General features: G+C 43.7%; 28 protein-coding genes and 1 pseudogene. 5 read left to right on the plus strand and 24 right to left on the minus strand.

The genetic code is table 11. The features are described from left to right. Positions 1-2: 2 nt before the first annotated feature. The 19 genes from cpsA to HMPREF9960_RS02795 all read right to left on the minus strand — a co-directional run bounded on the left by cpsA (position 3) and on the right by HMPREF9960_RS02795 (position 17,055). Positions 3-1,460, minus strand: a complete 1,458-nt coding sequence (gene cpsA, locus HMPREF9960_RS02715) for an LCP family glycopolymer transferase CpsA (RefSeq protein WP_005591511.1) — start codon at positions 1,458-1,460, stop codon at positions 3-5. 332 nt (positions 1,461-1,792) lie between these two features. Next, complete coding sequence (nrdG, locus tag HMPREF9960_RS02720) at positions 1,793-2,398, minus strand: anaerobic ribonucleoside-triphosphate reductase activating protein (protein ID WP_111705368.1); 606 nt, start codon at positions 2,396-2,398, stop codon at positions 1,793-1,795. Then, positions 2,358-2,903, minus strand: coding sequence for a GNAT family N-acetyltransferase (locus HMPREF9960_RS02725; RefSeq protein ID WP_005591508.1), 546 nt, complete (start codon positions 2,901-2,903; stop codon positions 2,358-2,360). The genes nrdG and HMPREF9960_RS02725 overlap by 41 nt, the downstream gene beginning before the upstream one ends. A 9-nt stretch (positions 2,904-2,912) precedes the next feature. Continuing rightward, on the minus strand, positions 2,913-3,410 hold the full coding sequence (locus HMPREF9960_RS02730) for a GNAT family N-acetyltransferase (RefSeq protein WP_005591507.1): 498 nt from the start codon (positions 3,408-3,410) through the stop codon (positions 2,913-2,915). Between the two features lie 55 nt (positions 3,411-3,465). Continuing rightward, positions 3,466-3,603 (minus strand): hypothetical protein, encoded by a 138-nt coding sequence (locus HMPREF9960_RS10365; protein ID WP_005592063.1) that lies wholly within the window; start codon positions 3,601-3,603, stop codon positions 3,466-3,468. A gap of 1 nt (position 3,604) precedes the next feature. Next, positions 3,605-5,800, minus strand: coding sequence for an anaerobic ribonucleoside-triphosphate reductase (gene nrdD / locus HMPREF9960_RS02735; RefSeq protein WP_005591505.1), 2,196 nt, complete (start codon positions 5,798-5,800; stop codon positions 3,605-3,607). Between the two features lie 121 nt (positions 5,801-5,921). Further along, positions 5,922-7,478, minus strand: coding sequence for a hypothetical protein (locus tag HMPREF9960_RS02740; RefSeq protein ID WP_005591504.1), 1,557 nt, complete (start codon positions 7,476-7,478; stop codon positions 5,922-5,924). Positions 7,479-7,513: 35 nt separating this feature from the next. Further along, entirely contained in the window at positions 7,514-7,660 is a 147-nt protein-coding gene (locus HMPREF9960_RS10645; protein ID WP_005591503.1) for a hypothetical protein, read from the minus strand. Positions 7,661-7,956: 296 nt separating this feature from the next. Further along, positions 7,957-9,492, minus strand: coding sequence for a cardiolipin synthase (cls, locus tag HMPREF9960_RS02745; RefSeq protein ID WP_005591501.1), 1,536 nt, complete (start codon positions 9,490-9,492; stop codon positions 7,957-7,959). A 182-nt stretch (positions 9,493-9,674) separates the two neighbouring features. Further along, entirely contained in the window at positions 9,675-10,172 is a 498-nt protein-coding gene (locus HMPREF9960_RS02750) for an SP_0198 family lipoprotein (RefSeq protein ID WP_005591500.1), read from the minus strand. Positions 10,173-10,232: 60 nt separating this feature from the next. Then, positions 10,233-11,465 (minus strand): bifunctional folylpolyglutamate synthase/dihydrofolate synthase, encoded by a 1,233-nt coding sequence (locus HMPREF9960_RS02755; protein ID WP_005591499.1) that lies wholly within the window; start codon positions 11,463-11,465, stop codon positions 10,233-10,235. A gap of 180 nt (positions 11,466-11,645) precedes the next feature. Beyond that, positions 11,646-11,957, minus strand: coding sequence for a DUF1292 domain-containing protein (locus HMPREF9960_RS02760; RefSeq protein WP_005591498.1), 312 nt, complete (start codon positions 11,955-11,957; stop codon positions 11,646-11,648). Between the two features lie 20 nt (positions 11,958-11,977). Then, on the minus strand, positions 11,978-12,397 hold the full coding sequence (gene ruvX / locus HMPREF9960_RS02765) for a Holliday junction resolvase RuvX (protein ID WP_005591497.1): 420 nt from the start codon (positions 12,395-12,397) through the stop codon (positions 11,978-11,980). After that, positions 12,397-12,663, minus strand: a complete 267-nt coding sequence (locus HMPREF9960_RS02770) for an IreB family regulatory phosphoprotein (RefSeq protein ID WP_005592119.1) — start codon at positions 12,661-12,663, stop codon at positions 12,397-12,399. Before HMPREF9960_RS02770 ends, ruvX begins: the two co-directional genes overlap by 1 nt. A gap of 168 nt (positions 12,664-12,831) precedes the next feature. Then, entirely contained in the window at positions 12,832-13,389 is a 558-nt protein-coding gene (locus HMPREF9960_RS02775) for an SP0191 family lipoprotein (RefSeq protein ID WP_005591495.1), read from the minus strand. Between the two features lie 43 nt (positions 13,390-13,432). Further along, complete coding sequence (locus HMPREF9960_RS02780) at positions 13,433-13,999, minus strand: SP0191 family lipoprotein (RefSeq protein ID WP_005591494.1); 567 nt, start codon at positions 13,997-13,999, stop codon at positions 13,433-13,435. A gap of 108 nt (positions 14,000-14,107) precedes the next feature. Beyond that, positions 14,108-14,506 (minus strand): transcriptional regulator Spx, encoded by a 399-nt coding sequence (gene spx / locus HMPREF9960_RS02785; RefSeq protein ID WP_005591493.1) that lies wholly within the window; start codon positions 14,504-14,506, stop codon positions 14,108-14,110. A gap of 85 nt (positions 14,507-14,591) precedes the next feature. Further along, on the minus strand, positions 14,592-15,740 hold the full coding sequence (gene recA, locus HMPREF9960_RS02790) for a recombinase RecA (RefSeq protein WP_005591492.1): 1,149 nt from the start codon (positions 15,738-15,740) through the stop codon (positions 14,592-14,594). 58 nt (positions 15,741-15,798) lie between these two features. Next, positions 15,799-17,055 (minus strand): competence/damage-inducible protein A, encoded by a 1,257-nt coding sequence (locus tag HMPREF9960_RS02795; protein WP_005592095.1) that lies wholly within the window; start codon positions 17,053-17,055, stop codon positions 15,799-15,801. 270 nt (positions 17,056-17,325) lie between these two features. Between HMPREF9960_RS02795 and HMPREF9960_RS02800 the strand changes: the two genes are divergently transcribed. Then, a complete protein-coding gene (locus tag HMPREF9960_RS02800) occupies positions 17,326-17,736 on the plus strand; it encodes a helix-turn-helix domain-containing protein (protein WP_005591489.1) in 411 nt (136 codons plus the stop codon). Positions 17,737-17,779: 43 nt separating this feature from the next. Here HMPREF9960_RS02800 and HMPREF9960_RS02805 read toward each other — a convergent pair whose 3' ends face one another. The 4 genes from HMPREF9960_RS02805 to ruvA all read right to left on the minus strand — a co-directional run bounded on the left by HMPREF9960_RS02805 (position 17,780) and on the right by ruvA (position 20,227). Further along, on the minus strand, positions 17,780-18,337 hold the full coding sequence (locus HMPREF9960_RS02805) for a GNAT family N-acetyltransferase (RefSeq protein WP_005591488.1): 558 nt from the start codon (positions 18,335-18,337) through the stop codon (positions 17,780-17,782). Positions 18,338-18,408: 71 nt separating this feature from the next. Further along, positions 18,409-19,068, minus strand: coding sequence for a CPBP family intramembrane glutamic endopeptidase (locus tag HMPREF9960_RS02810; protein ID WP_005592074.1), 660 nt, complete (start codon positions 19,066-19,068; stop codon positions 18,409-18,411). Positions 19,069-19,072: 4 nt separating this feature from the next. After that, the gene (locus HMPREF9960_RS02815) at positions 19,073-19,627 is read right to left on the minus strand and encodes a DNA-3-methyladenine glycosylase I (protein ID WP_005591486.1); all 555 of its coding nucleotides are present in this window, start codon (positions 19,625-19,627) and stop codon (positions 19,073-19,075) included. 9 nt (positions 19,628-19,636) lie between these two features. Further along, complete coding sequence (gene ruvA, locus HMPREF9960_RS02820; RefSeq protein ID WP_005592118.1) at positions 19,637-20,227, minus strand: Holliday junction branch migration protein RuvA; 591 nt, start codon at positions 20,225-20,227, stop codon at positions 19,637-19,639. A 169-nt stretch (positions 20,228-20,396) separates the two neighbouring features. On the opposite strand from ruvA, the gene HMPREF9960_RS02825 reads away from it, so the two are divergent. Both HMPREF9960_RS02825 and HMPREF9960_RS10750 read left to right on the plus strand, forming a co-directional pair. Beyond that, complete coding sequence (locus tag HMPREF9960_RS02825) at positions 20,397-20,903, plus strand: helix-turn-helix domain-containing protein (protein WP_037586090.1); 507 nt, start codon at positions 20,397-20,399, stop codon at positions 20,901-20,903. Continuing rightward, positions 20,887-21,408: pseudogene (locus HMPREF9960_RS10750) on the plus strand (RDD family protein). The gene HMPREF9960_RS02825 and the pseudogene HMPREF9960_RS10750 overlap by 17 nt, the downstream one beginning before the upstream one ends. Positions 21,409-21,443: 35 nt before the next feature. Here HMPREF9960_RS10750 and mutL read toward each other — a convergent pair. After that, positions 21,444-23,390: a DNA mismatch repair endonuclease MutL gene (gene mutL, locus HMPREF9960_RS02840; RefSeq protein ID WP_005591481.1), complete on the minus strand. Its 1,947-nt coding sequence runs from the start codon at positions 23,388-23,390 to the stop codon at positions 21,444-21,446. Positions 23,391-23,574: 184 nt separating this feature from the next. On the opposite strand from mutL, the gene HMPREF9960_RS02845 reads away from it, so the two are divergent. Then, positions 23,575-24,015, plus strand: coding sequence for a LytTR family DNA-binding domain-containing protein (locus HMPREF9960_RS02845; protein ID WP_005591480.1), 441 nt, complete (start codon positions 23,575-23,577; stop codon positions 24,013-24,015). Then, a complete protein-coding gene (locus tag HMPREF9960_RS02850) occupies positions 24,012-24,482 on the plus strand; it encodes a DUF3021 family protein (protein WP_005591479.1) in 471 nt (156 codons plus the stop codon). Before HMPREF9960_RS02845 ends, HMPREF9960_RS02850 begins: the two co-directional genes overlap by 4 nt. Positions 24,483-24,514 lie beyond the last annotated feature (32 nt).

Below are 24,514 nucleotides of genomic sequence, written 5' to 3' on the forward strand. Positions count from 1 at the left end.
CTTTACTTCCCTTCCATTACTTCTTGGATCGCCGCTTTGGCCGCTGCCAAGCTATTTTGATCAATTTCCATCATGTAGAGATTGGCTTCTGGCATCGCATGGGAAGGCAGACCTGTATTCCCAGTTCCGGTCAAGGCTTGAGAAGTCACGTTATAACTTCCGCCTGACTCCAGCTGAGTATTGATCAGATTCATCATCGTCTCCAAGCTCATATCGGTCTGGACAGAATCCTGCAGCCCTGAAAGAATGGCGTTGTAATTCTTCAATGCATCTGTCGAAGTTAGTTTCTTAATGACCGCTGCAATGACCTTTTCTTGGTTCTTACCACGATCATTATCTCCACCATTTAGAGAATAACGCTCACGGACGAAGCCTAGAGCTTGATCAGAGTTCAGATGGACCTTACCTACTGGGAAATGGTAATTACCGTGCAGACTAGTAAAGTCTTGGTCGTTCTCAATATCAATTCCGCCTAGCAAGTCAATCAACTTGAGGAAGGAAGTAAAATTTAGCCGGACATAATAATTCAAATCAATACCGTAGAGGTTTTCCAAGGTGTGAACTGAAGCATCTACGCCGTAAATACCCGCATGAGTCAGCTTATCCGGCTGATTAAGGCCACCGTCCGCAATTGGAACATAGGCATCTCGTGGTGTGGTTGTCAGCAAGACTTTCTTGGTCTTACGATTGACTGTCATGATAATGTTGACATCCGAGCGTGACACAGAAGAAATCGGGCCATAAGTGTCAATACCACTGACATAGATATTGAAGACCTCTGCATTTGGATCTTGCTTGCCAATAGCTGTATCAATCTTCTTGCTTATCTTATAAGTATAGATTTTTTTAATTTTTGAAGCATAGTCAGGATCTTCACCACGAATCGTATCTTCAAAGACGCTATTCAGGACCATAGCCTTGGCTTCACCAGAAGTCAACGACTTATAGGCAGCGAGATAAGAAGATGCTGTGTCCACTGTCAGCTCATGTCCTTGTGTTTGACTGATATTTTTCATCAGCGCTTGAACATTGTCTTGGTCATTTCCTGATGGTGCTAAGACATTTGTCAACTGCTTGAGGTCCTGAACATCACTATCTGCCGGCACCATAACACTCATTTCATACTCAGAATAGTTGGAAGTAGAATTAACGCCAGCCGACAAGTCAACCAAACCCTTTACAGCATACATAGACACTGACCCCACAAGCAGGGCTACTATTAGGATAGCACTAGTGGTCTTGCCTGCCTTACCCTTGAAAATCAGGAATCCTGATAGGACTGCCACTGCCAGGATAAGGGCTGTCACCAAGATATTCACATAGCGAAAAGCTAGAAAATGATAGCGGAAAATTGTGAAAATCAAGAAGGCCGCTAACAAAGTATAAACACCCAAGAGGGTGCTATTAACTATTTTTAATCGATCGTTTTTCTTTTTAGACTTTTTTGCTCTCTGATACATTCACCTTACTACTTTCTGTGCGAAATTACTCTAGTCTATTATAGCATAAAAACATAGCTTTTTTAAGAATTTCTTAAGAATATTACATAATTGTAAAAAAATCCTATTCTTTTGTCAACGACTTCAACTTTGAAATCGAATTCAAGCCAAAACATAGAAAAATAAAGCGATATCAAGGCATTGACACCACCTTATTCTGGTAGATAAGATAGAGCTCTGCTCATGAAATTCAGAGAGCTGCTGGCATATAGTAAGCATATTTGAAAAATTGTGGACAAAATTGAACCAAACGTCCTATTTTTATACTGAAAGTTTTGCTCTGATCTTGACGATTATAGTAAGCCGTCTCGATCAACTTGCTCATAGGTCTGGAGGCCATCATTGAGCTTGTCCCAGATGACTACCTGTCCTGACTGAAGAGACTTCTGCACATCAATGATGCGCTGATTAGAGGAACCACGAAATTGTAGCATGAGATTTTTCTTCGTGATATCAAAACGGCCGTCCACCAGGATATCAATCAGGCTCAGCAGCTCCAGCTTGTCCTCCGTTTCCAGCATCATCTCCTCCCAGGTGTAGCCCGTCCAGGACCAAATATCCTTGTCTGGAAGCTCTCTCCGAATCCGCTTGACCAAGGGCAGGAGAATGCCTGTATTGAGAAATGGCTCGCCGCCTAGAAGGGTCAGCCCCTGCACATAGGGCTCTGCCAAATCTTTCATAATCTGTTCCTCCAACTCTTGCGTATAAGGAATACCAGCGTTGAAAGACCAAGTTGCTGCATTATAGCAGCCTTCACAGTGAAACATACAGCCGCTGACATAGAGGGAGTTGCGGACGCCTTCGCCATCCACGAAGTTAAAGGCCTTATAGTCAATGATGCGTCCCTTGCTCAGCTCCTCACTTTTCCATTCTTGGGGTTTGGGATTGTTCATCGTCATCCTCCAAATCTATCCAATAGCGCTGACTTCTGTCGATTGTATTTTCGTAAACACCGCCAGCAGAGAGAATGGTGCGACGACTGGCTTCGTTATCTTCATCGCAGGTAATCAGCACTCGTTCCAGTCCTTGCTTTCGAGCTTCTGCTAACCCGAGCTCCAGCTGCATCTTGGCCAAACCCTTTCTGCGTTGACTAGGCCGAATAGAATACCCTATATGCCCACCCTCCACAAATAATTTGTCATTCAAGGACAAGCGCAGAGCTAAAAAGCCCAGAGGCAAGCCGGTCTCATCAAAGGATAAAAATTGGACGGCAGGAACCCAACCTGCTGGCAAGTTTGCCACATCTTCCTTCCGTTCTACAATTTTCAGCCAATCCTTATAATCCTTTGCTCGTTTCCAAGTAGAGCCCATGCCGCCGTGCATGTAGGATTTTGCAGCATCAAACTCCGCAATCATCTCTAAAATCGCGTCTTTATCTTCCAAAGTTGGTCGTCGTAACTTCATAAACTATCCTCAATCTAAATCAATCCAATAGCGCTCTTTACCAGCTCGAATATCCTCTAAAGCTCCGCCATTAGCTAGAATCACTGCCCGACTGGCAGCATTATCACAATCGCAAGTCACTAAAGCACGTTTGATATTTTTACTCTTAGCTACTTGCAAACCTTGTCGCAGCTGCTCTTTGGCCAATCCTTTCCCACGCGCAGAGGGACGGATACTATAGCCGATATGCCCGCCTTCTTGGAGTAAATGGTCATTGAGCCGCAAACGCAGATTGAGAAAGCCCACAGCCTGACCATCTGCAGCAAAAGAGATTAGTTGGATGTAAGGCACAAAACCTTGCGGCAAGCCTAGCCCTGCCTCAGCTAGCCGAATGGTCTCCAGCCAGTCCTCATAGACAAAATCCGCTCCACCAAAGAAGCCGTCCTGTCGGCTACCAGCCGCTTCAAAGTCAGCCAGCATCTCTAAAATATTTTCCTTGTCTTCCAGTTCTGGTCGTCTCAGCTCCATAGATCCTCCTGATACGAAGAGAGTGAGACCGCCTTGCGCCCCACTCTGACTTCTATTATTTCTTGTTCTTTTCTAAAAATTGCTGACGCAGTTTGGCCAATCGCTCTTTTTTGCCATTGCCTCCCCGCGAATGTTTTTCATGGAAACGCTGCACCTGAGCCTTTCCTTTATCATCCAATTGATACTTTCCCATCTTAATTTCCTTCGTACTTAATAGTTGAGCCATTCATGTGCTTGACCCGAGCTGATATTTCCTTGTGGCGGCCATTAACCATTGGACGAGCTTGCGGATTTCCTAAGTAACCGCAGGTCCGCTTGACCACATCGACCGTCTTAGGATCGCTGTTGCCGCAGTTTGGACAGGTGAAGCCTCGCTCGGTCGGCGTGAAGTCTCCCTCAAAGTTACACTTGTAACAGCGGTCAATCGGCGTATTAGTTCCCAGATAGCCGACCCGATCATAGGCATAGTCCCAGACAGCTTCCAGTGCCTTTGGATTTTGCTGCAACACAGGGTACTCACAGTAGTGGATAAAGCCGCCTGAGGCTCCCACTTCAGGATAAATCTTCTCAAAGTCCAGCTTTTCAAAAGGAGTTGGACTCTTGCGCACATCGTAGTGGAAGGAGTTGGTGTAGTACTCCTTGTCAGTAATATCTGAAACAACCCCAAACTTCTCAGTATCCAAACGGCAGAAACGGTCAGTCAGACTTTCAGATGGCGTCGAGTAGACAGAGAAATGGTAGTCATACTGATCTGACCACTCTTCCACCCGGCGCTTCATATCTTTGACGATAGCAATCGTAAAGTCCTTGGCTTCTGGATTGGTCTCCCAATTACCGCCGTAAAAGACTGCTGCCACTTCATAGAGCCCGATATAACCTAGGGAAACCGTTGCCCGACGGTGAGTAAAGAGCTGGTCTACCTGATCATACTTGCCCAATCGTTTGCCAAAAGCCCCATACTGATAGAGAATCGGTGCATTGGCTGGACTGGCTTCCTTGGTCCGCTCCACGCGGTAAACCAAAGCATCCTCAGCGATATTCATCCGCTCGTTAAAGATCTCCCAGAATTTATCCAAATCCCCCTCAGATTCAAGCGCAATCCGCGGTAGATTGACAGTCACGACACCTAGATTCATACGGCCAGAGTTGACTTCCTGACCATTTTCATCCTTCCAGCCTTGCAGGAAAGAACGGCAGCCCATCGGTACCTTGAAGGATCCAGTCAAGTCGATAATCTTGTCATAGGAAAGGACATCTGGATACATACGCTTAGTGGCACACTCCAGAGCCAGTTCTTTGATGTCGTAGTTAGGCGTTCCTGGCTCAAGATTAAGCCCACGCTTAAGGGTGAAAATCAGCTTAGGAAAAATCGCTGTGCGGTGCTCGCTTCCCAGTCCCTTGATACGGATATTGAGAATGGCCTTCTGAATTTCCCGCTCAAAACGATTGGTCCCCAGACCAAAGCCCAGCGAAGTAAAAGGAGTCTGACCGTTAGAGGTAAAGAGAGTATTGATCTCATACTCTAGCGACTGCATGGCATCGTAGATATCCTTCTTGGTCTTCGCCCAGGCGTACTCTTCCTGCTTATCCGGCAAAACCCATTGCTCTGCATCCTTGAGGTGCTTTTGATAATTAAGCTCAGCATAAGGCGCCAAGACTTCATCAATTCGGTCCGCTGAGCAGCCACCGTACTGGCTAGAAGCTACATTGGCAATGATTTGCGAGATTTGAGCCGTTGCAGTCTGAATAGACTTGGGACTCTCTACTTCTGCATTGCCAATCTTGAAGCCATTTTTCAGCATGCCGTCAAAGTCAATCAGACAGCAGTTCGTCATCGGCGTATAAGGGCTGTAGTCCAAATCATGGTAGTGGATGTCCCCCTTCTGGTGGGCATTAGCCACATGAGGCGGCAGCATCTTAAGTCCAATGGACTTGCCGACAATCCCTGCGGTCAAATCCCGTTGGGTATTGAAAACATCGCTGTCTTTATTAGCATTCTCATTGACCACCGTACGATCTTTGTTGAGAAGCTTGTCAATAGTAAAGTTGATGTCAGTCGCTTTTGAGCGCTCAAAATCCCGTTGAGTGCGGTAAGTGATGTAGTTCTCTGCAATGGCATATTCCTTGGCATTTAAAAGCTCATGCTCAACGATGTTCTGAATCTCATAGATTTTGACATACTTAGCGAAGCGACTGCTGATTTCTGCCACAACACGGTCTGTGATGGTTTCGAGCTTAGCTTCCAGCATAGGCGTCATGGGACCAAGGTCCTGAGCCGCTCGTACCATAGCCTTATAGATCTTAGTCACATCAAAAGCTACTCTCCGGCCATCTCGCTTCTCAACGTAGATGGTAGGCGCTGTATCAAATTTTGCTTCTCTTAAAATCATCACAAACACTTCCTCTTCTCAATTAATCATCTACCAAACATTATATCACTCCAAAATAAAAAATCAATATGTTGTGGTGAAATTGTTATTTTTTTATTTTACACACAACATATTGATTTACTTACTTGATTTGATAAAGCTTGAAGTGATTGAGTTTTAGGTTTACTTCTTCATAATCTTGAGAAATTTTCTTTTTCACGTCCGAAAAGAGTTTCACATCTTTATTAACTAAAATAAACTTTGGACTTGCCTCGTTTAAAGCATTACGCAAGAAAATGCGATTTTCCTCCGTTCCTGTATAAAGCGACGGACTCAATAGAGAAACAGCTGATAAACGCTGCGATTTTTTATAGAGGCTAGCTGTATTGTCCCAAGCATAAATGCTATCCTTGCTAGTGCTGTTTTCACGAATATGTTGGGCAACCAGATTTCTCTCTGCTGAAACTCCATTGGATAGAATATACTCATTTACAAACGGATAAGCTACGAGATAAAGCATCACAAACAAAGGCAGAAAGAGTTGCTTACCCAAATAACGATTCCAGCTAGAAGCCTGGGTAGGCTTACGGTGGCGTCTTTCATGTCCATCCCTGTCTCCACCTGTATCCAGCCATAAAGCCAGTAACAGCAAGGCAAAAGGCAGAGTTGTCAACAATTGATAAGCGCCCTTCTCTGGCAGGCCTAGAACTCCAATAAAGCTGATAGGAAGACCTAGCAAACCAATGAAGCGCATACCACGCGCAGCAGTTGGTTCTTCTTTGAGAGCAAAAGCCGTCATCAACGCTGTCGCAAAACCTAATCCTAGGAAAAGCAAACCATAATAGAGCAAATGATCTAATAAATAGCTGCTATTGAGACGAAAAGCCTCTAGAACATAAGTAACTTGGCTAATCGCCACACCAAAGGAACCATTCAAAACTGTATAGTAGCCCAGTGGATAAAAGACTAGAGAAAAACCTAATAGACTTGCCAGTAATTGATAAAAGCCACGCGCTTTTCGCTTGTCAGCGATATTGTACAGAAGCAAAAACAGCGTCGTCAATGAGTAAAAGAGCAGACTAAAAGCTGGCTCGATTAGAAAAGCCAAGGCTCCAACCATCCCAAAACGAATAAAAGACTCATCACGGACACGTCCTTGTAAGTACTTCACGAGATGGTACAAACTCCGAAAGATAAATGGAAAAGTAAAAATAATAGAATAGGTTCCGCCAAATCCCAGTGTCAGCACAAACAAATAGAACAGAATTGTAATCTGGCGAGCTAGACCACTTCTAACCGTTATTTGTGAAATTGTCTGGAAGAGATATATTCCTGCCAAGGTCAAAGCCACTACTTGGAAAAGTAAAAACAATAGCTGACCCAAAAATAAATTCCCCAACCAGCTTACCAAGTAGTAGAGAAGACCACTAGTTCCATAAATATTTGCATAGGCAACTTCTCCCTGAGTCAAGGCCCAGCCAGCATATAGATTTTGTGATTGCAAATTGGTGGCTAAGTTGGTTAGTAGAGGATTGATGACACTGGTCAAACTGACCAAAACGCTCCAAAAAAATAGTTGTAAGGAAGGAAGCGGCTCGATTATTTTCTCTAACCGCCGTCTCTCACTCGTATTTTGCCAGGTTTCTGCGGACATAGATACTAAAATTTCCACGTTTTCCTGCTGATTTCTATCGTTCATAAAAGTTCTCCTTGATTTCCATACTCTATAGTATATCAAAAAGCACTCTTTCTGTCAGCCTTATCTTGGCTCCCTTTCTTTTTCTGTCTCTTCTTTGCCAAGCGCTCCAAATCGCGGAATCTTAGGTAAACTAGCCGCTCTTCTGGACAAGAAAGCCGATAAATTATTTTTGCTATTTCCATCTATGATTCTCCTCTTATTCTCTTACTTACTATTCGTAAAATAAAGGCGAGCGTCGCAAGAAAGTGTCATTTATAGCTTCTCAAGCAAATCCTCTCAGCAAAAAACAGAAAAAAGGGGCTGGGACAAAAGTCAAAGTCCTAGCCTCTCAATTGTCTTTGGATTGTCGAGCAAGACGCAGTGGTTGAGTGGGCTCTACTACGCTGATTTCATCAGCTTTTACAGCCCTACTCAACTGTGCGGAGGTGGGACGACGAAATCGAATTCTAACCAATTACCGATTTCTGTCCCACTCTCTTTAGAGTAGCGGAGCAAATAATTGCATGATTTCCTTCAGTAAACGCTGGTACCAGCTATTCTGGAGGGTTTCAAGAGAAATTTCTTTGGAAACATCAAACAAATCTTCAAAATCCCGCTTAATGTCCGCAATTGATTCTGTTTGATACATAAGAACAGCATTTTCATAATGATGCACCAGACTACGGTAGTCAAAATTAATAGTTCCGACCACGGCTAACTCATCATCCGAAATAACGTTCTTACTGTGGATAAAACCAGGAGTGTACTCATAAATCTTAACACCAGCCTCCAGCAAGTCTGGATAGGCACCACGAGTGACTATCTGAATCAGCTTCTTATCAGGAATAAATGGCGTCACAATGCGAACATCCACCCCTCTCATGGCTGCATTTTTGATATCCTCTGTCAAATCATAGTCAATAATCAAATAAGGAGTCGTGATATAGACATAATCGATGGCTTGGTTGATGATATTCTGATAGACGGCCTTGCCCACCTGTTCCTTGTAAATCGGCTTGGGCCCGCTCCCGTAAGGGATATAGAGCCCCTTACCTTCCACTCGCTGGCTATCAAAATGGTAACGGTCAAAGTCCGTAATTTCCCCGCGATTGATGTACCAATTCATTAGGAAAAGACGTGTCAAAGCTTTCACTGCTCGGCCTTCCAGACGGACACCGCCATCTTTCCAATGCCCGAAGCGCACGATATGGTTGATGTACTCGTCAGCCAGATTGATTCCGCCTGTATAGCCGACTTGCCCATCCACCACCAAAATCTTGCGGTGATCACGATTATTATAGGCCACCGTCATCCGCGGAATCACCTTATTAAACTTATGGGCATCAATTCCCATCTTGCGCAGTCTTTTCGTGTAATCTCCTGGGAGGGTCGCCATACAGCCAATATCATCGTAGAGCAGCTTGACTTCAACTCCCTGCTGGACCTTATCTACCAAAATCTCAAGGACACGATTCCACATCAAACCTGGATCAATGATATAAAATTCAAGAAAAATGAATTTCTTGGCTGAGCGCAAATCATCCAGCATGGCCTCAAACATCTCTTCACCAAGGGAGAAATACTGCGAAGCCGTGCCATCGTAGACATCAGCATTGTGATCCATACTCAGCAAAGACTTGACAATACCAAAGGCTGATTTATTTTCCTGCTTGAGCTCGACTCGCAGGTCATAGCTGTTGTCCTCTCGAAACTTCATTGAGTCCATTTTTTCCAGCTGCTGAATTTCTTTTTTGGAAAGGCGCCGCTCACCAATCATCAGATAAAGCAAGAAGCCAAAAACGGGCACAACTGCAAACAAGAGCCAAGTCACCTTGCTTTCGGGAGGCATATTCCGATTGACAATCGCCAAGATAGTCCCAATATATAAAGAAACAATAACAAGGGCTGACAACCAATTAGGCACCAATTGATTAAAATAGAAAAAGGCCGCAAAAACAAGAAGCAATTCCAATAACATGATAATGATGCTGAAACCATACTTGGACATCAGCAAACGAAACTTGCCTAGATTCATCCTAATCCTCCCTCGTCTCATATTTCATCTAGTATAACAATAATTAGCAGCAATTTCAAAACTTTTTCAAAGAAAATAGTCTCTAGTACAAGATTAAAGAAAGCCCTAGCACTCCGTTATTCACAAACACAAAAAGCTGGAGCAGCTGCCCAGCCTTTTATAGGGTATTCCTTCTTTGAAAATTATTGCTTGGTGAAGACGATTGTGTCGTCATCATCGTTTTCCTGCGATAAATCTTCCAGAGTCAGTTGTTTTCCCTCTACTCGATAACGCTTAACGTCATCGCCAACGATCATAGTTTGATTAGTTGGATCAACCTGCACCTGTTCAATTTCCTGCTCACCGTCGCGTTCGACTTTGGTCAGGGTTCCTTTATTTCCAGAAACTTCTAGGGTTAAGGTATCGCCTTCGTGAGTGGCCTTATAAGTCCCATCTAAGTCACTAGCAGCCGTTTGACTGGAAGTAGAAGCCTCTGAACTATTAGTATTTGTGCTATTGTTTGTATTGCTACTTGCCTTGCTATTTGATGACACTGTCTCAGATGACTGAGAAACAGAGGAACTCGCTTGAGATTGAGCAGCTTGATTGGATGGATTTTGACCAGAATTGCCACAAGCTACCAATACAAAAGCGATCATAGCCGTAAGGGCTGAAAGAACTAATTTTTTTGAAACTTTCATTTTGTTTCTCCTTTCTTTGTTCCACTTCTATTTTACCAAACAGGGCTTTCTATGGTCAACTTATACACTCTGGAGGTAGGCTCGAACCTCTGCAATAAAATAAAGTGAACCCGTTACAAAAAGAACTTGGTCGGCCGTCTGCTCTTGTTTGAAATTCTCGATAAAGGCTCTATAATCCGCCACATAATCAAAGTCCGCAGCTTCTGCCTGCCCCACAGATTCCCCGTAGTCAAAGCTGGTCACCGTCACCTGAACCTCCGGCAGAGCCTCCTGCAAATAGGCCAGCATACCGCTATAATCCTTGCGCTTCAAAGCTCCAAACAGCAGGCTGCATGTCTTGCCCTTCTGGCTCTTGATAAACTCGACCAGACGTGCCAAAGCTGGTAAATTATGAGCCCCATCCAGATAGATATTCGGACTAATTTCCTCTAGCCGCCCCGCCCAATGGGTCTTTCGCAAAGAAGAAGGAAGTAGAGAAAAATCAATTTCCCAGCCCATTTGCTTCATAAAAAGCAGAAAAGCCTGCAAAGCCAGCGCTGCATTTTCTTCTTGGTAAGCACCCTGCAGTCCCAAGGTTACATGCGATAAAAGAAGATCTTGATTCTTAAAAGAACCATCAGAAAACCAAAAATCTCGTCCGTATTCGTACAAATCCAAGTCCAAGCTTGCTGCCCGCTGTTCACAGACCTGGCGAGCCTCCTCTGGCAGGGGGCCAATGACTGCGGAACGACCCTTTTTGAAAATACCAGCCTTCTGCTCTGCAATCGCTGTAAGCGTCTGCCCCAACGTCTCCTGATGATCCAAGCCCACTGAAGTCACCACTGAAACTTGCCCATCCAAGACATTGGTCGTATCCAAAAGTCCACCAATACCCACCTCGATGAGAGCCAGATCAACCTTCTCCTCTCTGAAATAAAGAAAGGCCAGCAAGGTCAAGATTTCAAAATAGGATAGCTGGTCGTGCGTCTTGACCAATTCTCTCTCCATCTCCTGAATCTGCCGTCCCAAGCGAACAAAATCAGCATCCGAAATCGGCAGCCCATTGATACAAATACGGTCATGAACGCTAATCATATGTGGCGATGTAAAGCTGGCTACTTTTTTCCCTTGATCGGCAAATAAATTCCACATAAAAGCAATAGTGGAGCCCTTGCCATTCGTTCCCGTCACATGAATGACGGGGTAAGCCCCTTCAGGATTCCCCAGCAAATCTACCGCTCTCTGCATCCGCTCCAGACCTGAACGAAAGTTTAGGCCAATACGACCGTTCAACCATTTTTCAATTTCATTCATCACTTTTCCTACATAAAAAGAGAAGCGAAGCGGACTTCAAATGTGAATCACCACTCGCTCCTCTCTTTTCTATTCTTTGTAAAGAAACTAGCTGTGGCCAAGCCACGATAAGTTCTCAAGCCGGCTGATTTTCTAGTTTCTAGTTGCTATACTCGGGCTAAAAAGGTCCCCCGGACCTTTTTACTCCTCCATAAAGCTGTTGAAGACTTCTTCAATCATATCCCACTCTGCATCAGAGTCTTCTGGGATTGGTTCCAATTCGCCTTCTGTTCCGTCTTCATTTTCTGTAAATGAGTAAGCTTGGATTTCAACTTCGCCGTTCTCATCTTCTTCAGCATTTACTGGTACCAAAAGTACGTAATTTTTTCCGAACTCTTCCTTACCATCAATGGTCAGAAGAATTTCAAATAAATTCTCGTTCCCTTGCTCATCTACCAAGGTAATCAATTCAGGCTGTGCCTGTTCGTGGTCATGATTATGATCGTGTGCCATAATTGTTTCCTCAATTCTTTCTAAAAGTTTCTATCTAAATAATTTTGTAAAATTAGCTGAGCCGCCAATTTATCAATCACTTTTTTGCGCTTGCTGCGGCTGACATCTGCCTGTTCAATCAGCATGCGCTCAGCAGCCACTGTCGTCAGACGCTCGTCCTGATACTCGACCGGGATTTGGAAAAGCTGGGCAATCTTCTCACCATAAGCCTTACTCGCTTCCACTCGTGGACCGCTGGTATTGTTCATATTTTTAGGGAGGCCAAGCACAAACTTGTCCACCTTATATTGCTCGACAAGCTCCGTCAAACGCTCAAAACCGAACTGCTCTTTCTCTTCATCAATCTGAATGATTTCAAGTCCCTGAGCGGTGAAGCCAAGTGGATCGCTAATTGCGACGCCCACTGTTTTCGAGCCGACATCTAGTCCCATAATTCTCATCAGAGGTCAATGCCTTGCCCTTTCAGATAATAACGCACCAGTTCTTCTACGATTTCATCGCGTTCATATTTACGAATCTGATTTCGAGCATTATTATAACGAGGCACATAAGCAGGATCTCCACTCAGCACGTAACCTACGATTTGATTGATTGGATTGTAGCCCTTATCATTGAGTGACTTGTAGACATCGGTCAAAGTCTCGCTAATTTCTTTTTTGTTTGAATCATCAAGATTAAAACGTACAGTTTCGTCTGTAAATCCCACAATTACACCCTCTTTCTCTAAGAATACCATCATTATAGCATAATTACAGCAGTTTCACAAACTTAATCCATGTAAATTTTCTACTTTTTCGACATTTTCTCAACTATTTACCGCTCCTTCCCATCAAAAAACTAGCCCTTTTTCAAAGACTAGTTTTCATCAGAAATATTAGGACGGATTGCTAATTTCCTTGCCTCCTTCATCTTGGAAGGACTTGATAAATTCTTCTGGAGTCTGAGACTTCATTTGGCTAAAGATTGGCCCATAGGTCGGTACTTTAGAAGCCGCATCGTAATCAAGATTTGTCGGATCGATAATAAAATCAATATCAACAGTGCCTTTTTCAGTCACTTTAACATTCACTTGAATACCTTTTACTTGTTCAAGTTTATCCACTCCTGAACTTTGCTTGAAGCTCTTGCTCACCTCTTCTTGCAGAGAGGACAAGTCTTGACTAGCTAAGGCAGACTTAGCTTCTTCTGGCAAATTTTGTGAAATAGCAATATTCACTTTTTCATACTTCTTGCCCGCGTAGGTAACTGTCAAGGTCATCGTTTGATCAAGGCCTTGTACCTTTTGATTTAACTGATAAGACTTGGTAACCGATTTATCTTTTGCCTTGCTTTGGACAGACTGATTGCTACCAGCTTTTCCACTATGTGATTGTTGTCCACAAGCTGTCAACACCGCCAAACTAGCCATTAAAAGTACTACTGATTTTTTCATTTCTTTCTCCTTTTTGGTTTTCTATGATTGACAAGAAGCTTCCTTACTGTTGCTCCTCAGCCCCGTTCATCAATAAATTATTGATATATTCTTCAGGTGGCATCTTTGTCATTTCTTTTAGATTGCTATTTTTAAAATAATTTAAAGTGAGTGCCTTTTCAATATCCAAATTGTCAAAATCGTAAGTTGACGTGATTTTCATTTCATTTTCATTAAGAATCTGAACGGTTCCGGTAAAACCAGCAACAGTTTTTGCTTGAGTATAGTCCGTATCCTTTTGCATTGATTCATCCAAGAGCCGTTGAGTCTCCTCCAGCCCCACTTCTTTAATCGCATTTTTGATACTATCATCCGTTGGAGTAATTCTCTCCATAATCACCTTGATAAAACGTTTCCCTTGATAAGTGATAATTTGACTAGATTGAATTCCTTGCTCATCTTTGGGGAAAACTAGTTTTTTGGTGATAACTTCCTGCTTTTCAGCCTGACTGATAATGGGAAGATTAGTTGTAATTTCCTCTTTTTTCCCCTTTGGCTTGTCTGCTTTCTTATGAGCGCAGCCAGTCAATATCACAGCTGCTAAGCCAAAAATTAGTAAAAATTTCTTCACGTTCCGTCCTCCTCAGAGATATTGTATCATAGTTTAACCGCTTGTCAATCATTTTTAGGTAATGAGACAGAAAAAAGGCAACCTAAAAGGCGCCTTTCTTTATCTAAATTATAGAGCTGCTCGTAAGCGAGCTTCTGTATTCTCAACATTGCGCACTGCACGAGGTAAGAAGGCACGGATATCATCTTCCTTGTAACCAACTTGGAGACGCTTGTCATCCACCAAAATCGGACTTTTCAGAATCCGCGGTGTTTCCATGATAATGTCAATAACTTCGTTCACACTCAAATCTTCAATATCAACACCGAGTCCTTTTGCATAACGGTTTTTTGAAGATACAATGCTGGCAATGCCATTTTCAGTTTTTGCTAAAATATCAAGAATTTCTTCTTTGGTAATTCCTTCCTTACCAAGGTTTTGCTCCTTGTAAGTCAATTGATGGGCGTTTAGCCAGGTCTTTGCTTTTTTGCAGCTAGTACAACTTGAAACCGTATAAATTGTGATCATGCAAGTACTCCTTTCGCTACACGATACTACTATCGTAGTATATTATACCACAAAAACCATCGGTCTTGCGACCTATTTTGAAAAATTATTCCTCAATATCAAAGGCATCGTCTAGGTCAAGAGTCACTTCTTCTAATTTTTCAAGAGGAGCCTCAACCTTACCCTTCACTGCTTCTGCTGGCTCATCATCTTCAATCAAGCCGTAATGTACACGAACTTGACGGTCGATTTCGTCAAAGACTTCTGGATGATCAGCCAAGTATTTCTTCGCATTTTCAGAACCTTGACCGATTTTTTCATCATTGTAAGAATACCAAGCACCTGCTTTTTTGATGATATCCAAGTCAGTTGCAATCTTAATCAGCTCGCCTGTCTTAGAAATACCTTCTCCGTACATGATTTCCACGAAAGCTTCCTTGAATGGTGGAGCCACCTTGTTTTTAACGACCTTGATTTTGGTTTCCTTACCGACATTGGTGTCCTTCGCATCGCCTGTACCCTTGATTTGGGTATTACCACGGACATCCAGACGAACAGAAGCGTAGAACTTCAAAGCACGTCCGCCTGGTGTTGTTTCAGGATTTCCAAACATAACACCAACTTTTTCACGAAGTTGGTTGATAAAGATGGCAATCGTCTTGGTTTTGTTGATAGAAGCAGACAATTTGCGCATGGCTTGGCTCATCATCCGAGCCTGCAAACCGACGTGGCTATCACCGATATCGCCATCGATTTCTGCACGTGGCACCAGGGCTGCAACTGAGTCGATAACGACCAAATCAACTGCACCAGAGTCAATCAATTTTCCTGCAATTTCAAGACCTTGCTCCCCTGAGTCTGGTTGTGACAGCAGCAATTCATCAATGTTGACACCCAGAGCTGCAGCGTAGGATGGATCTAAAGCGTGCTCCGCATCGATAAAGGCTGCGATACCTCCTTCTTTTTGAGCCTGAGCCACTGCGTGAAGAGCAACGGTTGTCTTACCGGAAGACTCTGGACCGTAAATCTCAATAATCCGCCCCTTAGGATAACCACCCGCACCAAGGGCGATATCCAAAGCCAGAGAGCCTGAACTCATGACTTGAACTTTTTGTTCCGCCCGCTCGCCCAGACGCATAATGGCTCCCTTGCCAAAGTCCTTTTCAATATTCTTCAGAGCGTTATCCAAAGCTTTTTGGCGTTCATCTCCAAATTTCTTTGTGATTTCATCAAAATTTTTCTGTTTTTTTGCCATTTATTTCTCCTATTTTTTTCTAAAATGTCTTTTGGCCATCTGTTTATTATACCAAAAATCAGTTCTTTAATAAAGTTTTTCGTATGAGGTTGAAGGCATGCATAACGGCAATCTTCCGCACATCCCGTCGGCTGCGACCAGCAATATTGACCTCAATAATTTCCGTTTCTGATTCACTCGCTAAGGCGATAAAAACGGTCCCTGCTGGATGGTCTTCCAGCGAATCTGGACCAGCCACACCTGTCAGACTGACAGCTAGGTCACTTTCGGTCAGCTTTCTAGCCTGCTCTGCCATTTTCCCAGCAGTAAAAGCAGAAACGACACCGTGCTGCTCCAGTTCTCCCAACGGAATATCCAGCATCCGGCTCTTTTCCTCCATGCTGTAGGTGACAAAGCCACCTGAAAAAATAGCTGAAGCTCCAGCAAAATCAGCCAAGGTCGCTTGAAAGAGGCCTGCTGTCAAACTCTCCGCCGCCGAAATCGTCTTCGTTTGACTCTTGAGCAAATCAAAGGCAACTTGAGCCAAAGAATTGTCATCCCCATAACCGTAGAGAATCTCAGACAAAGGCTGCCCCTCAAAAGTCTTATGCGCCAAAATTTCCTTTTCCACAACCTCAAACTTAGCATCCGCTTCTGCCTGGCTCAAGGCCTTGGTGGACAGTCGCAAGGTCACTTCGCCCGTCTTTGCATAAGGTGCAATGGTCGGATCGCTTTGTTGATCAATCATTTCAGCCAAAATAGTCACCAGCTGACTCTCGCCAATTCCGAAGAAGCGCAGCACCCGTGAATACAGTTTTTGACCTGTGGATAAGAGGGGAACCAGCTCGTTATTGACCATAGGTTTGAGCTCGCTAGGTGGGCCAGGCAGGACTACATAGGTCACTCCGTCTGCTTCTAACAATCCTCCGACAGCTAAGCCAGTCGCATTTGGTAGCGGAGTCGAGCCTGTCACCAGCTGGGCCTGACGTTCATTGTTGGGCGTTCGGGCATAGTCTGGTCGGCTGGCAAAAAAACGATCCAACTTTTCCACAGCCGCTGGGTCGAAGCTCAAATCTCGACCGACAAACTTAGCCAAGGTCTGCTTGGTCAAATCATCCTCTGTTGGCCCCAAACCTCCTGTCAGGATAATTAAATCACTGCGCTCTTTGGCAATTTCTAGGACAGAGAGAAGGCGATTTTCATTGTCCCCCACTGCCGTCTGAAAATAGACATCAACTCCTAGACTAGCTAGCTTTTCAGATAAAAATTGGGCATTGGTATTGACAATCTGACCTGTCAGAATCTCGGTGCCCACAGCAATAATTTCTGCTTTCATAGAACCTCCTACCTTACTATTCGGAATTGGCTTTATTTTATCACAAAAAAGAGTAAAAAAGTTGATTTTCATTTCAAGAAATAAAAAGAACTGTCAACTTATTGACAAAGTTGTCAACATCCTGTGGATAACTTTTAAAAATCTGTTTGTTATGGAGAATAACTGGATTGTTAGGCAGATGCTATTGGCAAAGGAACTTTTTCTTTTTATAATAAAAATGAAAAGGATGTAAAGAAGAAACTTATTTATTTCATTAGAAAGGGAATCATCATGAAAATCTCTCAAGTTCTCAAAGATATTCGTCAACATCATCAACTCACTCAGGAAGCCTTAGCAGAAAGACTCAAGGTTTCCCGCTCTGCCATTGCCCGCTGGGAAAGCGGAAAAGGAATCCCTGATATTGGCAATCTCATCGCTATCAGTCGGGAGTTTGATCTCAGTCTAGACCAGCTCATCAAGGAGGACGAGCGTTTGGAGAAAAAGGTTATCGAAGACAGCAAGGCTAAAAAATGGCATTATTTAGTTATCCTCTACCTTTTTTCCATCTTGGTTTACATTGGTGTCTCTGCTTACTTACACCATATCTTTATGGCAGGCTTCCTTGTCTCTACTCTCTTTATGCTTTTCTACGAGCTGCGCATCTTTATCAAGGAAAAGATTTGGATTCAGAGGGAAGAGTAATAATATCCGCACTCTACAGAAAAGGCTTAGACAACTATCTTGTCTAAGCCTTTTTCGCGTCATTCTTTAACTGACTTTCATAGCGGAGACGGATGGTTGGCTCTCCGCGAAGGCTCAAGCCCTCCTTTTCCCACATCAGTGTCATCCCAATTTTTTCTAAAACTCCTTGACTAGCAAGATTGGGCTTAGTCGTGTGGGCAAGAAATATCTTTACCCCCGGCATGTTCTGAGCCAATTCTTTCAAGGCTAAGGCTGCTTCAGTTGCGTAACCTTTTCTGTGATAGTCAGCATTGACAGTATAGCCTATTTCCGCCGTTTCTTGTTCCGTATCTATTCGAAGAGAGATATTGCCAATTAATTTACCTTCAGATTTCAGCTCAATACCGTAGCGCCCCAAAGGAGCACTTAAATTATATAAAACAAGACTCTCTCGGCTCTCTTCTATGCTTTGGTGCTCTGGATAATCATATTTTAATAATTCTCCATCTGAAGTATATTCATGATAATCCAACAAATCATCCATGGTCATAGGTCGTAGAAGGAGACGCTCCGTCTCCAAGATAGGATTCTCCGCCAAATATACTAAGGCTCTATTATCCATCCTTCATTTCCTTTCTGAATAATCTTAAAAATGACTAGAGCACAATATCTTCTTCTTATTGACTTAGCAGTCTACTGACTTATTGAAAAAATTGTCATCATAAAAGCAATGATATTGTTGCAACAATGAAGGGCAATTGGATACCAGATATTTTTGTCCTTTCTCAGATATAGGAGCGAGAGAAGAAGACCTCCGGCAATATAGGAAATAGCTGTCACCCACTCTGATAAGGCCCAGCTGTGCATATGAAGGGTGGCAAATAGAATGGTTGTCAACACAATACCTAGCCAGTTGGAGAATTTTGCCAAGAAAGTGCCTAGGAAAAAGCAACGGAAGAAAAACTCTTCAACGATTGGCCCGATAAAGCAACCGATAACCAAGATTAAAAATGGATTTTTCAACAAGGCATCTTGAATACTGGCATCATTCTGCCCCTGTAGCGGCAAGCCTAGACTCTGTTTAATCAAAGCTGAAAGCAGGTTGCAGGCAATGGACAGGAAGAAAACGAAGACCATGTACAAAGAAATCGTTTTTAAAAATTCCTTCTTCTTGGTCAGAATCAAGGCCAACTGGTCCTTTAATTCTTCACGATAAGCTAAGATTCCCAAGATAAATAAAAGGAAATAAACTGGGTAAATCAACCAATTTATCCCAAGCAGTTGCAAGCCTCTACCTAAAAAGAAGATTGTATAGAGGGTGATAAAAATGAGGAGGAATTTTCTTGTTTTCATTGTTCTACTTCCAATCACAATTATTTTCATGGTCATTGATAAGGCCAGCTGCTTCTAGGAATGAATAGACACAAACTGGACCGACAAATTTGAAACCCTGCTTTTTCAGCGCCTTGGACATAGTTTCTGACAGCTCTGTCTTAGTAGGCGCTTCCTTGTAGTTCGTAATTTGATTGTCAATCGTTTTGAAATCGACAAAGGACCAGATATAGTCGTTAAAAGAGCCAAACTGCTTTTGAACAGCCAAAAATGCTTGGGCATTCGCTCTGGTCGCATAGATTTTCATCTTATTGCGGACGATATTAGGATTGTCCAAAAGAGCATCTAAGTCTGCATCCGTCATCTGAGCAATTTTCTGGGCATCATAGAAATGAAAGGCTTCCCGAAAAGCCTGACGTTTATTGAGAATGGTCTCCCAAGAAAGTCCAGCCTGATAGGTCTCCATGCAGAGCAATTCAAATAATTTCTGATCATCATGGAGAGGCTTGCCCCACTCCTCATCATGATAGGCTACATACAAGGGGTTGTTCATTTTTACCCAGCCGCAGCGTTTGGTCATATCTTTCTCCTATTTCACCAACATCTTAAGGGCAGACTTGATATAGTTTTCAGCTGTGTCCGTCGTTCCTTCAAAGAATTTCTTGATTTTCTTGAGCTCAGCAGCTTTGTAGCCCAAAGCCAGCATGGCTTCCATAGCTTCTTCAAGCTCCTGATTATCCACAGTCTGGACAGGTGCCTTGCTTTCTGCCGGACCATCCGCCGCCACTACCTTGCCTTCTAAGTCCAGCACCATCTGCTGGGCTGTCTTCTTGCCAATCTTAGGAAACTTGGTCAGGTAGGTGATGTTTTTCTGCTCAATAGCTTGTACCAAGCCAGCATTATCATCCGCCGCAATGATAGCCAGGGCAGACACTGGGCCAATACCTGAGACTGAAATCAAGCTGAGAAAGAGTTGCTTCTCCTCCTCAGTCGCAAAGCCGTAAAGGAGCTGCGCATCCTCACGGACAACCTGATGCACATAAATTTGCGTTTCTTGATTGACTAGACTTGAGTATGCATAAGGATTGGCCACATGAAGAATATAGCCGATCGAGTTGACTTCCAATACAATGTACTTGGCTGTTATTTTACTGATGATTCCTTTAAAATATTCGTACATAATCTTCCTTCTTTTTTGTATCATTTTGCCTATCTAGTATATCATATTTTCCATTTGGAAACTGCAAATAGAAGTGCAACCATTGGTTGACAAAATGTACAGGAAGCTGTATTCTCAAGATAAGGAAAAGCTGTTAGGATAGAGATAGAAAAAGAAAGGAGCTGTCATGATGAAACTCGCTGATAAATTATTTGAACTAAGAAAAGAAAAGGGCTGGTCACAAGAAAGACTGGCTGAACAAATCAGTGTCTCTCGCCAGAGCATTTCCAAGTGGGAGTCTGGCCAAGCGCTACCTGAACTCGAAAAAATTGTAGAGCTGAGCAAGATTTTCCAAGTGACGACAGATTATCTGCTTTTAGAAGACAGCGATAAGCCGGAAATAAAACCCATTCTCTCAGAAGACGAAAAAGATCGCTACTACAAGGAAGTAAAATCTTATGGCTTCTGGCAGGTTCTGTATATTTTTATATCTGCCTTGGCTATCTTTCTCTTTTTCGCAGGTTCTAGCTTTCCAGCAACATTCACTGCGCTGGTCTGGTTAAGCTTTTTCCTCTTAATCGCGTCTGCAATGGCTATTAACAAGGCGCTAAAAATCAAGAAAAAGTATCTGGACAAGGTTATAGACCTTGATGAGGCTTCTAAGAAAGAAGGCGACAAGGATGAATCTAAAAATTAACAATCCCATACCTGTCAAAACACGTCTGAAAGAACTCTTTGGAGACTGGCTCTTCATCTCAGGCTACCTCATTGCTCTTTTTTTACTAGCTATGGGCTTTTATAATCTGGTTCTAGGGGGCATTCCTGTATTCACTGAAGCCCAGAGCCAACTTCTGGCTTTTTCTACCTCCGTTCTTCCTCTAACTATCATCTTTGCTTAGCTAGACTATAGAAAAGGCTGCTTGGGCAAACCTTGGGCAGGTTTACAGTTGGTTTACAAACATAAGAGCCTTTCCTACAGCCTTTTGCGCTCTGCTATCAAGTTTTTCCCTTGGCAGCTGGGGCATCTGGGAGCTATCCGTAGTGCTTATCAAGCAGATGCTCTGTCAATTTTCTTGTCAACTTCAGCAGGTATTCTCTTCTTGACCTTTCTGCTGATGGGACTGCTTCGCAAGGACAAACGCCATCCAGCTGATTTACTTGCTGGGACACAAGTTCAGCTCAAAAATTCAAAACAGCTCTAGTTCTGCGACTAGGGCTGTTTGATCTTCTATAAAGTTTAGTATTTCCCCAACTCCCGTAGGCTAGTATGATTTTCCTGAATGCGGCGGAACATTTTTTCCATATCCGACTTGGTAAAATTGACCAAGACCGGCCGGCCGTGTGGGCAGTTGTAAGGATTATCACACTGGGACAACTGAAAGAGCAAGTCACGCGCAGAGTAGTCATCCAGACTGTGATTGGCCTTGATGGAGCGTTTGCAGCTCATCATAATGGCCAGCTCTGCTCGATATTTCTTGATGGAAACTTCCTTGGTCAAGAGCAGCATATCACACATCTCATAGATGCCTGCCTCAATCTCCTCTTCCTTAAACCAAATGGGGTGCTCACGGAGGATAAACTGATTGGCTCCATACTCTTCTAAAAAGATACCAGCATCTTCTAATAGCTCCATCCGCTGCTTGATTCGCAGCATATCGTCCGCTGGAAATTCAAAGATATAGGGCACTAAAAGCTGCTGCTGCTGGCTATTGTCCACATCCCCAATCTTCTCCCGATAATACTCATACTTGACCCGCTCTTGGGCAGCATGCTGGTCAATAATATAAAGACCGCCCTTGCCCTGAGCAAAGAGATAAGTACCATGCATCTGACCGAAATATTCTAACTCTGGGAAGCTTGATTTCTCTTCCTGCTCCAACTTATCCACAGCCCGCTCCAGACTAGCCTGGTCAAGCTCTGGATGGTCTAGTTGGTCATAGCTAACTGGCTTTCTCTCTGCAAATTTGACCGAAGTCGGTTGCGGTTCTGCTTTTTCATCTGTCGCTTGATGAACAGGCTTTGCTAATTCTTCAAAGGATAGTTGCTGCTCGGCCACCTGCGGCTTGAGGAAGAAGTCATTCTGCTCCTTATCGTAGTAGAGGCGATTTTCTTTAAGGGGAAGACTAGTCTGTTCGGGCTTAGTCGCACGCTTAACAGTTGATTTGGCTAGATTTTCCAAAGCATCTGGGATAAGGTCCTGCTCCTTGAGACTAGTCGCAATGGCTTGCGAAATCAAGGCCATGAGTTCGCGTTCTTTAGAAATGCGCACCTCTTGCTTGGTCGGATGGACATTGACATCGGCTAGATAGGGGTCAATCTGAATATTGATGACCGCTAGTGGAAAGCGACCTACCATCAGCTTGCTGCCGTAGCCGTCCAAAATAGCTCGATTGAGCAGGAAATTCTTAATGTAGCGGCCGTTGATGAGAATCGTAATATAATTCCGATTCGCACGAGTCAACTCAGGCAGGCTGACATAGCCGCTCACTTCAAAGTCCAAATCTGAAGCAGAGATTTCCACCATTTTCTTAGCTGTTGCCAAACCATAGATTCCTGCAATAGCCTGACGCAGATTACCACTGCCGGCAGTCCGTGTCATTTCGCGGCCGTCGCTGATAAGGGTGAAAGCCACTTCCGGATGGGCCAGACTAAGCCGATTAATCACATCAACGATGTGGGATAGCTCAGCCTGCTGGCTCTTCATATACTTGAGCCTGGCTGGAGTATTAAAGAAGAGATCTTCTATCTTGATTTTCGTTCCCACCGAACTACTGGTGGGTTCGTGCTTTTCTATCTCGCCACCCTGCGCAACCAGCAGAGTCCCGTGCTGGCCAGCTTCCGTCGCTGTCTCAATAGTAAAACGCGAGACAGAAGCAATGGAAGGAATGGCCTCACCACGAAAACCCAACGTCCGAATCCGAAAGAGATCCGCCTGCTTCTTGATTTTACTGGTAGCATGGCGTCGAAGAGCCAGAGGGACATCTTCGTGGTCTATGCCCTCACCATTATCTGTCACCTGAATGCTCTTGAGTCCGGCCTCCTCGATTTCGATGGTAATCTGGCTGGCACCCGCATCAATTGAATTTTCCACTAGCTCCTTGACCACGCTGCTGGGCCGCTCAATGACCTCACCGGCCGCAATCTGATTGGCTAGAATTTCTGGAAGTTCGATAATTTTTGACATCTTTTTCTCCGTATTTGTTCTGCTATCTATTATAACACATTAGGCTCTTTCTAGCAGAGGGCAGCCTTTTCTCAACCACTCTGCTCGCAAGGCAAACCAGATAGACTCAAATAGCTGCCACATAGACAAAAGGGCTTGTTTTCACTGCCATGTTGAGGTTTAATAAAGGTGAAAGGAGGAAGTTATGAAAGTTAAGCTAAGAATAGATTCTCAAGTCACCGAAGACTCCGTCAGCATTGAGGCTCGCCTTATGACAGAAAGCATTCAGGAATTGGTCCACTTTGCTCAAGATCTAGGCAAAGTGGACAAGATTCATGTCAAGAAAGAAGACGAAATTCACTTACTAGATGCTAAGGAAATCCACCGAATCTATACAGAAAACCGTCAGGTTCGGGTCCGAACGGCAAAAGACGGCTACCGAGCTCAACAAGCTCTTTATCAGTTGCTGCAGGTCCTGCCGGACTATTTTCTGCAGATTTCTCAATCGGAGATTATCAATAGCCGACAAATCAGTCACCTCAAGCTGACGCCCAATGGTCTAATCCAAATATTTCTGAAAAACGGCGACCAGACATACTCGTCTCGCCGTTATCTCAAATCTATCAAAGAAAGGTTGCAATTATGAAAACTCGTCTTAAAAAACTCTTTTTCGGAGGGATTGGAGGGATTTTCATCGGTCTCTTCTTCTCCATGATTGTTTCTTATTTTTACAATCCAGCTTATCTACCGCTGCACCCTGACTCGCCTATCGGTCACTTCTTTTTGAGCCAGCATGTCCATGTTTCCCTTATCATGCTCTACTGCCTGCTTATCTGGTTTATCATGGGAGCTATTTTCAGATGGAGTGGAAGCTTCTTCCAAAGAGACTGGAGCATTCTGCGCTCCATCGTTAGCCACTTTGGCGTGATGATTCTGACCTTTGCACTTTTGGCTAATCTAGCTGGATTTTTCCCAAGAGAAAAAATACTCAGTCTGACACTGACTGCCGTCGGGGAATTCACCCTCATTTATCTAATCATTTCAGGTGCCATCTACTACCGCACCTACCGCAACATTCAAAAAATCAATAGCGGTTTGTCTAGCAAATCGTGAGAATAAAAAGAGAGTGGGACAGAAATCGGTAA

It is taken from the genome of Streptococcus cristatus ATCC 51100, assembly GCF_000222765.1.
Taxonomy (GTDB): domain Bacteria; phylum Bacillota; class Bacilli; order Lactobacillales; family Streptococcaceae; genus Streptococcus; species Streptococcus cristatus.

Excerpts from the sequence above, each read along its gene's own strand:
- HMPREF9960_RS02740 (WP_005591504.1), bottom strand. The coding sequence starts at position 7,478 with ATGAACGATAGAAATCAGCAGGAAAACGTGGAAATTTTAGTATCTATG.
- HMPREF9960_RS02815 (WP_005591486.1), bottom strand. The coding sequence starts at position 19,627 with ATGACCAAACGCTGCGGCTGGGTAAAAATGAACAACCCCTTGTATGTA.
- HMPREF9960_RS02795 (WP_005592095.1), bottom strand. The coding sequence starts at position 17,055 with ATGAAAGCAGAAATTATTGCTGTGGGCACCGAGATTCTGACAGGTCAG.
- nrdG (WP_111705368.1), bottom strand. The coding sequence starts at position 2,398 with ATGACGATGAACAATCCCAAACCCCAAGAATGGAAAAGTGAGGAGCTG.
- HMPREF9960_RS02810 (WP_005592074.1), bottom strand. The coding sequence starts at position 19,068 with ATGAAAACAAGAAAATTCCTCCTCATTTTTATCACCCTCTATACAATC.
- mutL (WP_005591481.1), bottom strand. The coding sequence starts at position 23,390 with ATGTCAAAAATTATCGAACTTCCAGAAATTCTAGCCAATCAGATTGCG.
- HMPREF9960_RS10365 (WP_005592063.1), bottom strand. The coding sequence starts at position 3,603 with ATGGGAAAGTATCAATTGGATGATAAAGGAAAGGCTCAGGTGCAGCGT.
- spx (WP_005591493.1), bottom strand. The coding sequence starts at position 14,506 with ATGATCACAATTTATACGGTTTCAAGTTGTACTAGCTGCAAAAAAGCA.
- HMPREF9960_RS02800 (WP_005591489.1), top strand. The coding sequence starts at position 17,326 with ATGAAAATCTCTCAAGTTCTCAAAGATATTCGTCAACATCATCAACTC.
- ruvA (WP_005592118.1), bottom strand. The coding sequence starts at position 20,227 with ATGTACGAATATTTTAAAGGAATCATCAGTAAAATAACAGCCAAGTAC.
- HMPREF9960_RS02850 (WP_005591479.1), top strand. The coding sequence starts at position 24,012 with ATGAAAACTCGTCTTAAAAAACTCTTTTTCGGAGGGATTGGAGGGATT.
- HMPREF9960_RS02775 (WP_005591495.1), bottom strand. The coding sequence starts at position 13,389 with ATGAAAAAATCAGTAGTACTTTTAATGGCTAGTTTGGCGGTGTTGACA.
- HMPREF9960_RS02755 (WP_005591499.1), bottom strand. The coding sequence starts at position 11,465 with ATGAATGAAATTGAAAAATGGTTGAACGGTCGTATTGGCCTAAACTTT.
- ruvX (WP_005591497.1), bottom strand. The coding sequence starts at position 12,397 with ATGAGAATTATGGGACTAGATGTCGGCTCGAAAACAGTGGGCGTCGCA.
- HMPREF9960_RS02730 (WP_005591507.1), bottom strand. The coding sequence starts at position 3,410 with ATGGAGCTGAGACGACCAGAACTGGAAGACAAGGAAAATATTTTAGAG.
- recA (WP_005591492.1), bottom strand. The coding sequence starts at position 15,740 with ATGGCAAAAAAACAGAAAAATTTTGATGAAATCACAAAGAAATTTGGA.
- HMPREF9960_RS02845 (WP_005591480.1), top strand. The coding sequence starts at position 23,575 with ATGAAAGTTAAGCTAAGAATAGATTCTCAAGTCACCGAAGACTCCGTC.
- HMPREF9960_RS02750 (WP_005591500.1), bottom strand. The coding sequence starts at position 10,172 with ATGAAAGTTTCAAAAAAATTAGTTCTTTCAGCCCTTACGGCTATGATC.
- cls (WP_005591501.1), bottom strand. The coding sequence starts at position 9,492 with ATGAATCTAGGCAAGTTTCGTTTGCTGATGTCCAAGTATGGTTTCAGC.
- HMPREF9960_RS02825 (WP_037586090.1), top strand. The coding sequence starts at position 20,397 with ATGAAACTCGCTGATAAATTATTTGAACTAAGAAAAGAAAAGGGCTGG.
- HMPREF9960_RS10645 (WP_005591503.1), bottom strand. The coding sequence starts at position 7,660 with ATGGAAATAGCAAAAATAATTTATCGGCTTTCTTGTCCAGAAGAGCGG.
- cpsA (WP_005591511.1), bottom strand. The coding sequence starts at position 1,460 with ATGTATCAGAGAGCAAAAAAGTCTAAAAAGAAAAACGATCGATTAAAA.
- HMPREF9960_RS02725 (WP_005591508.1), bottom strand. The coding sequence starts at position 2,903 with ATGAAGTTACGACGACCAACTTTGGAAGATAAAGACGCGATTTTAGAG.
- HMPREF9960_RS02805 (WP_005591488.1), bottom strand. The coding sequence starts at position 18,337 with ATGGATAATAGAGCCTTAGTATATTTGGCGGAGAATCCTATCTTGGAG.
- HMPREF9960_RS02760 (WP_005591498.1), bottom strand. The coding sequence starts at position 11,957 with ATGGCACACGATCATAATCATGACCACGAACAGGCACAGCCTGAATTG.
- nrdD (WP_005591505.1), bottom strand. The coding sequence starts at position 5,800 with ATGATTTTAAGAGAAGCAAAATTTGATACAGCGCCTACCATCTACGTT.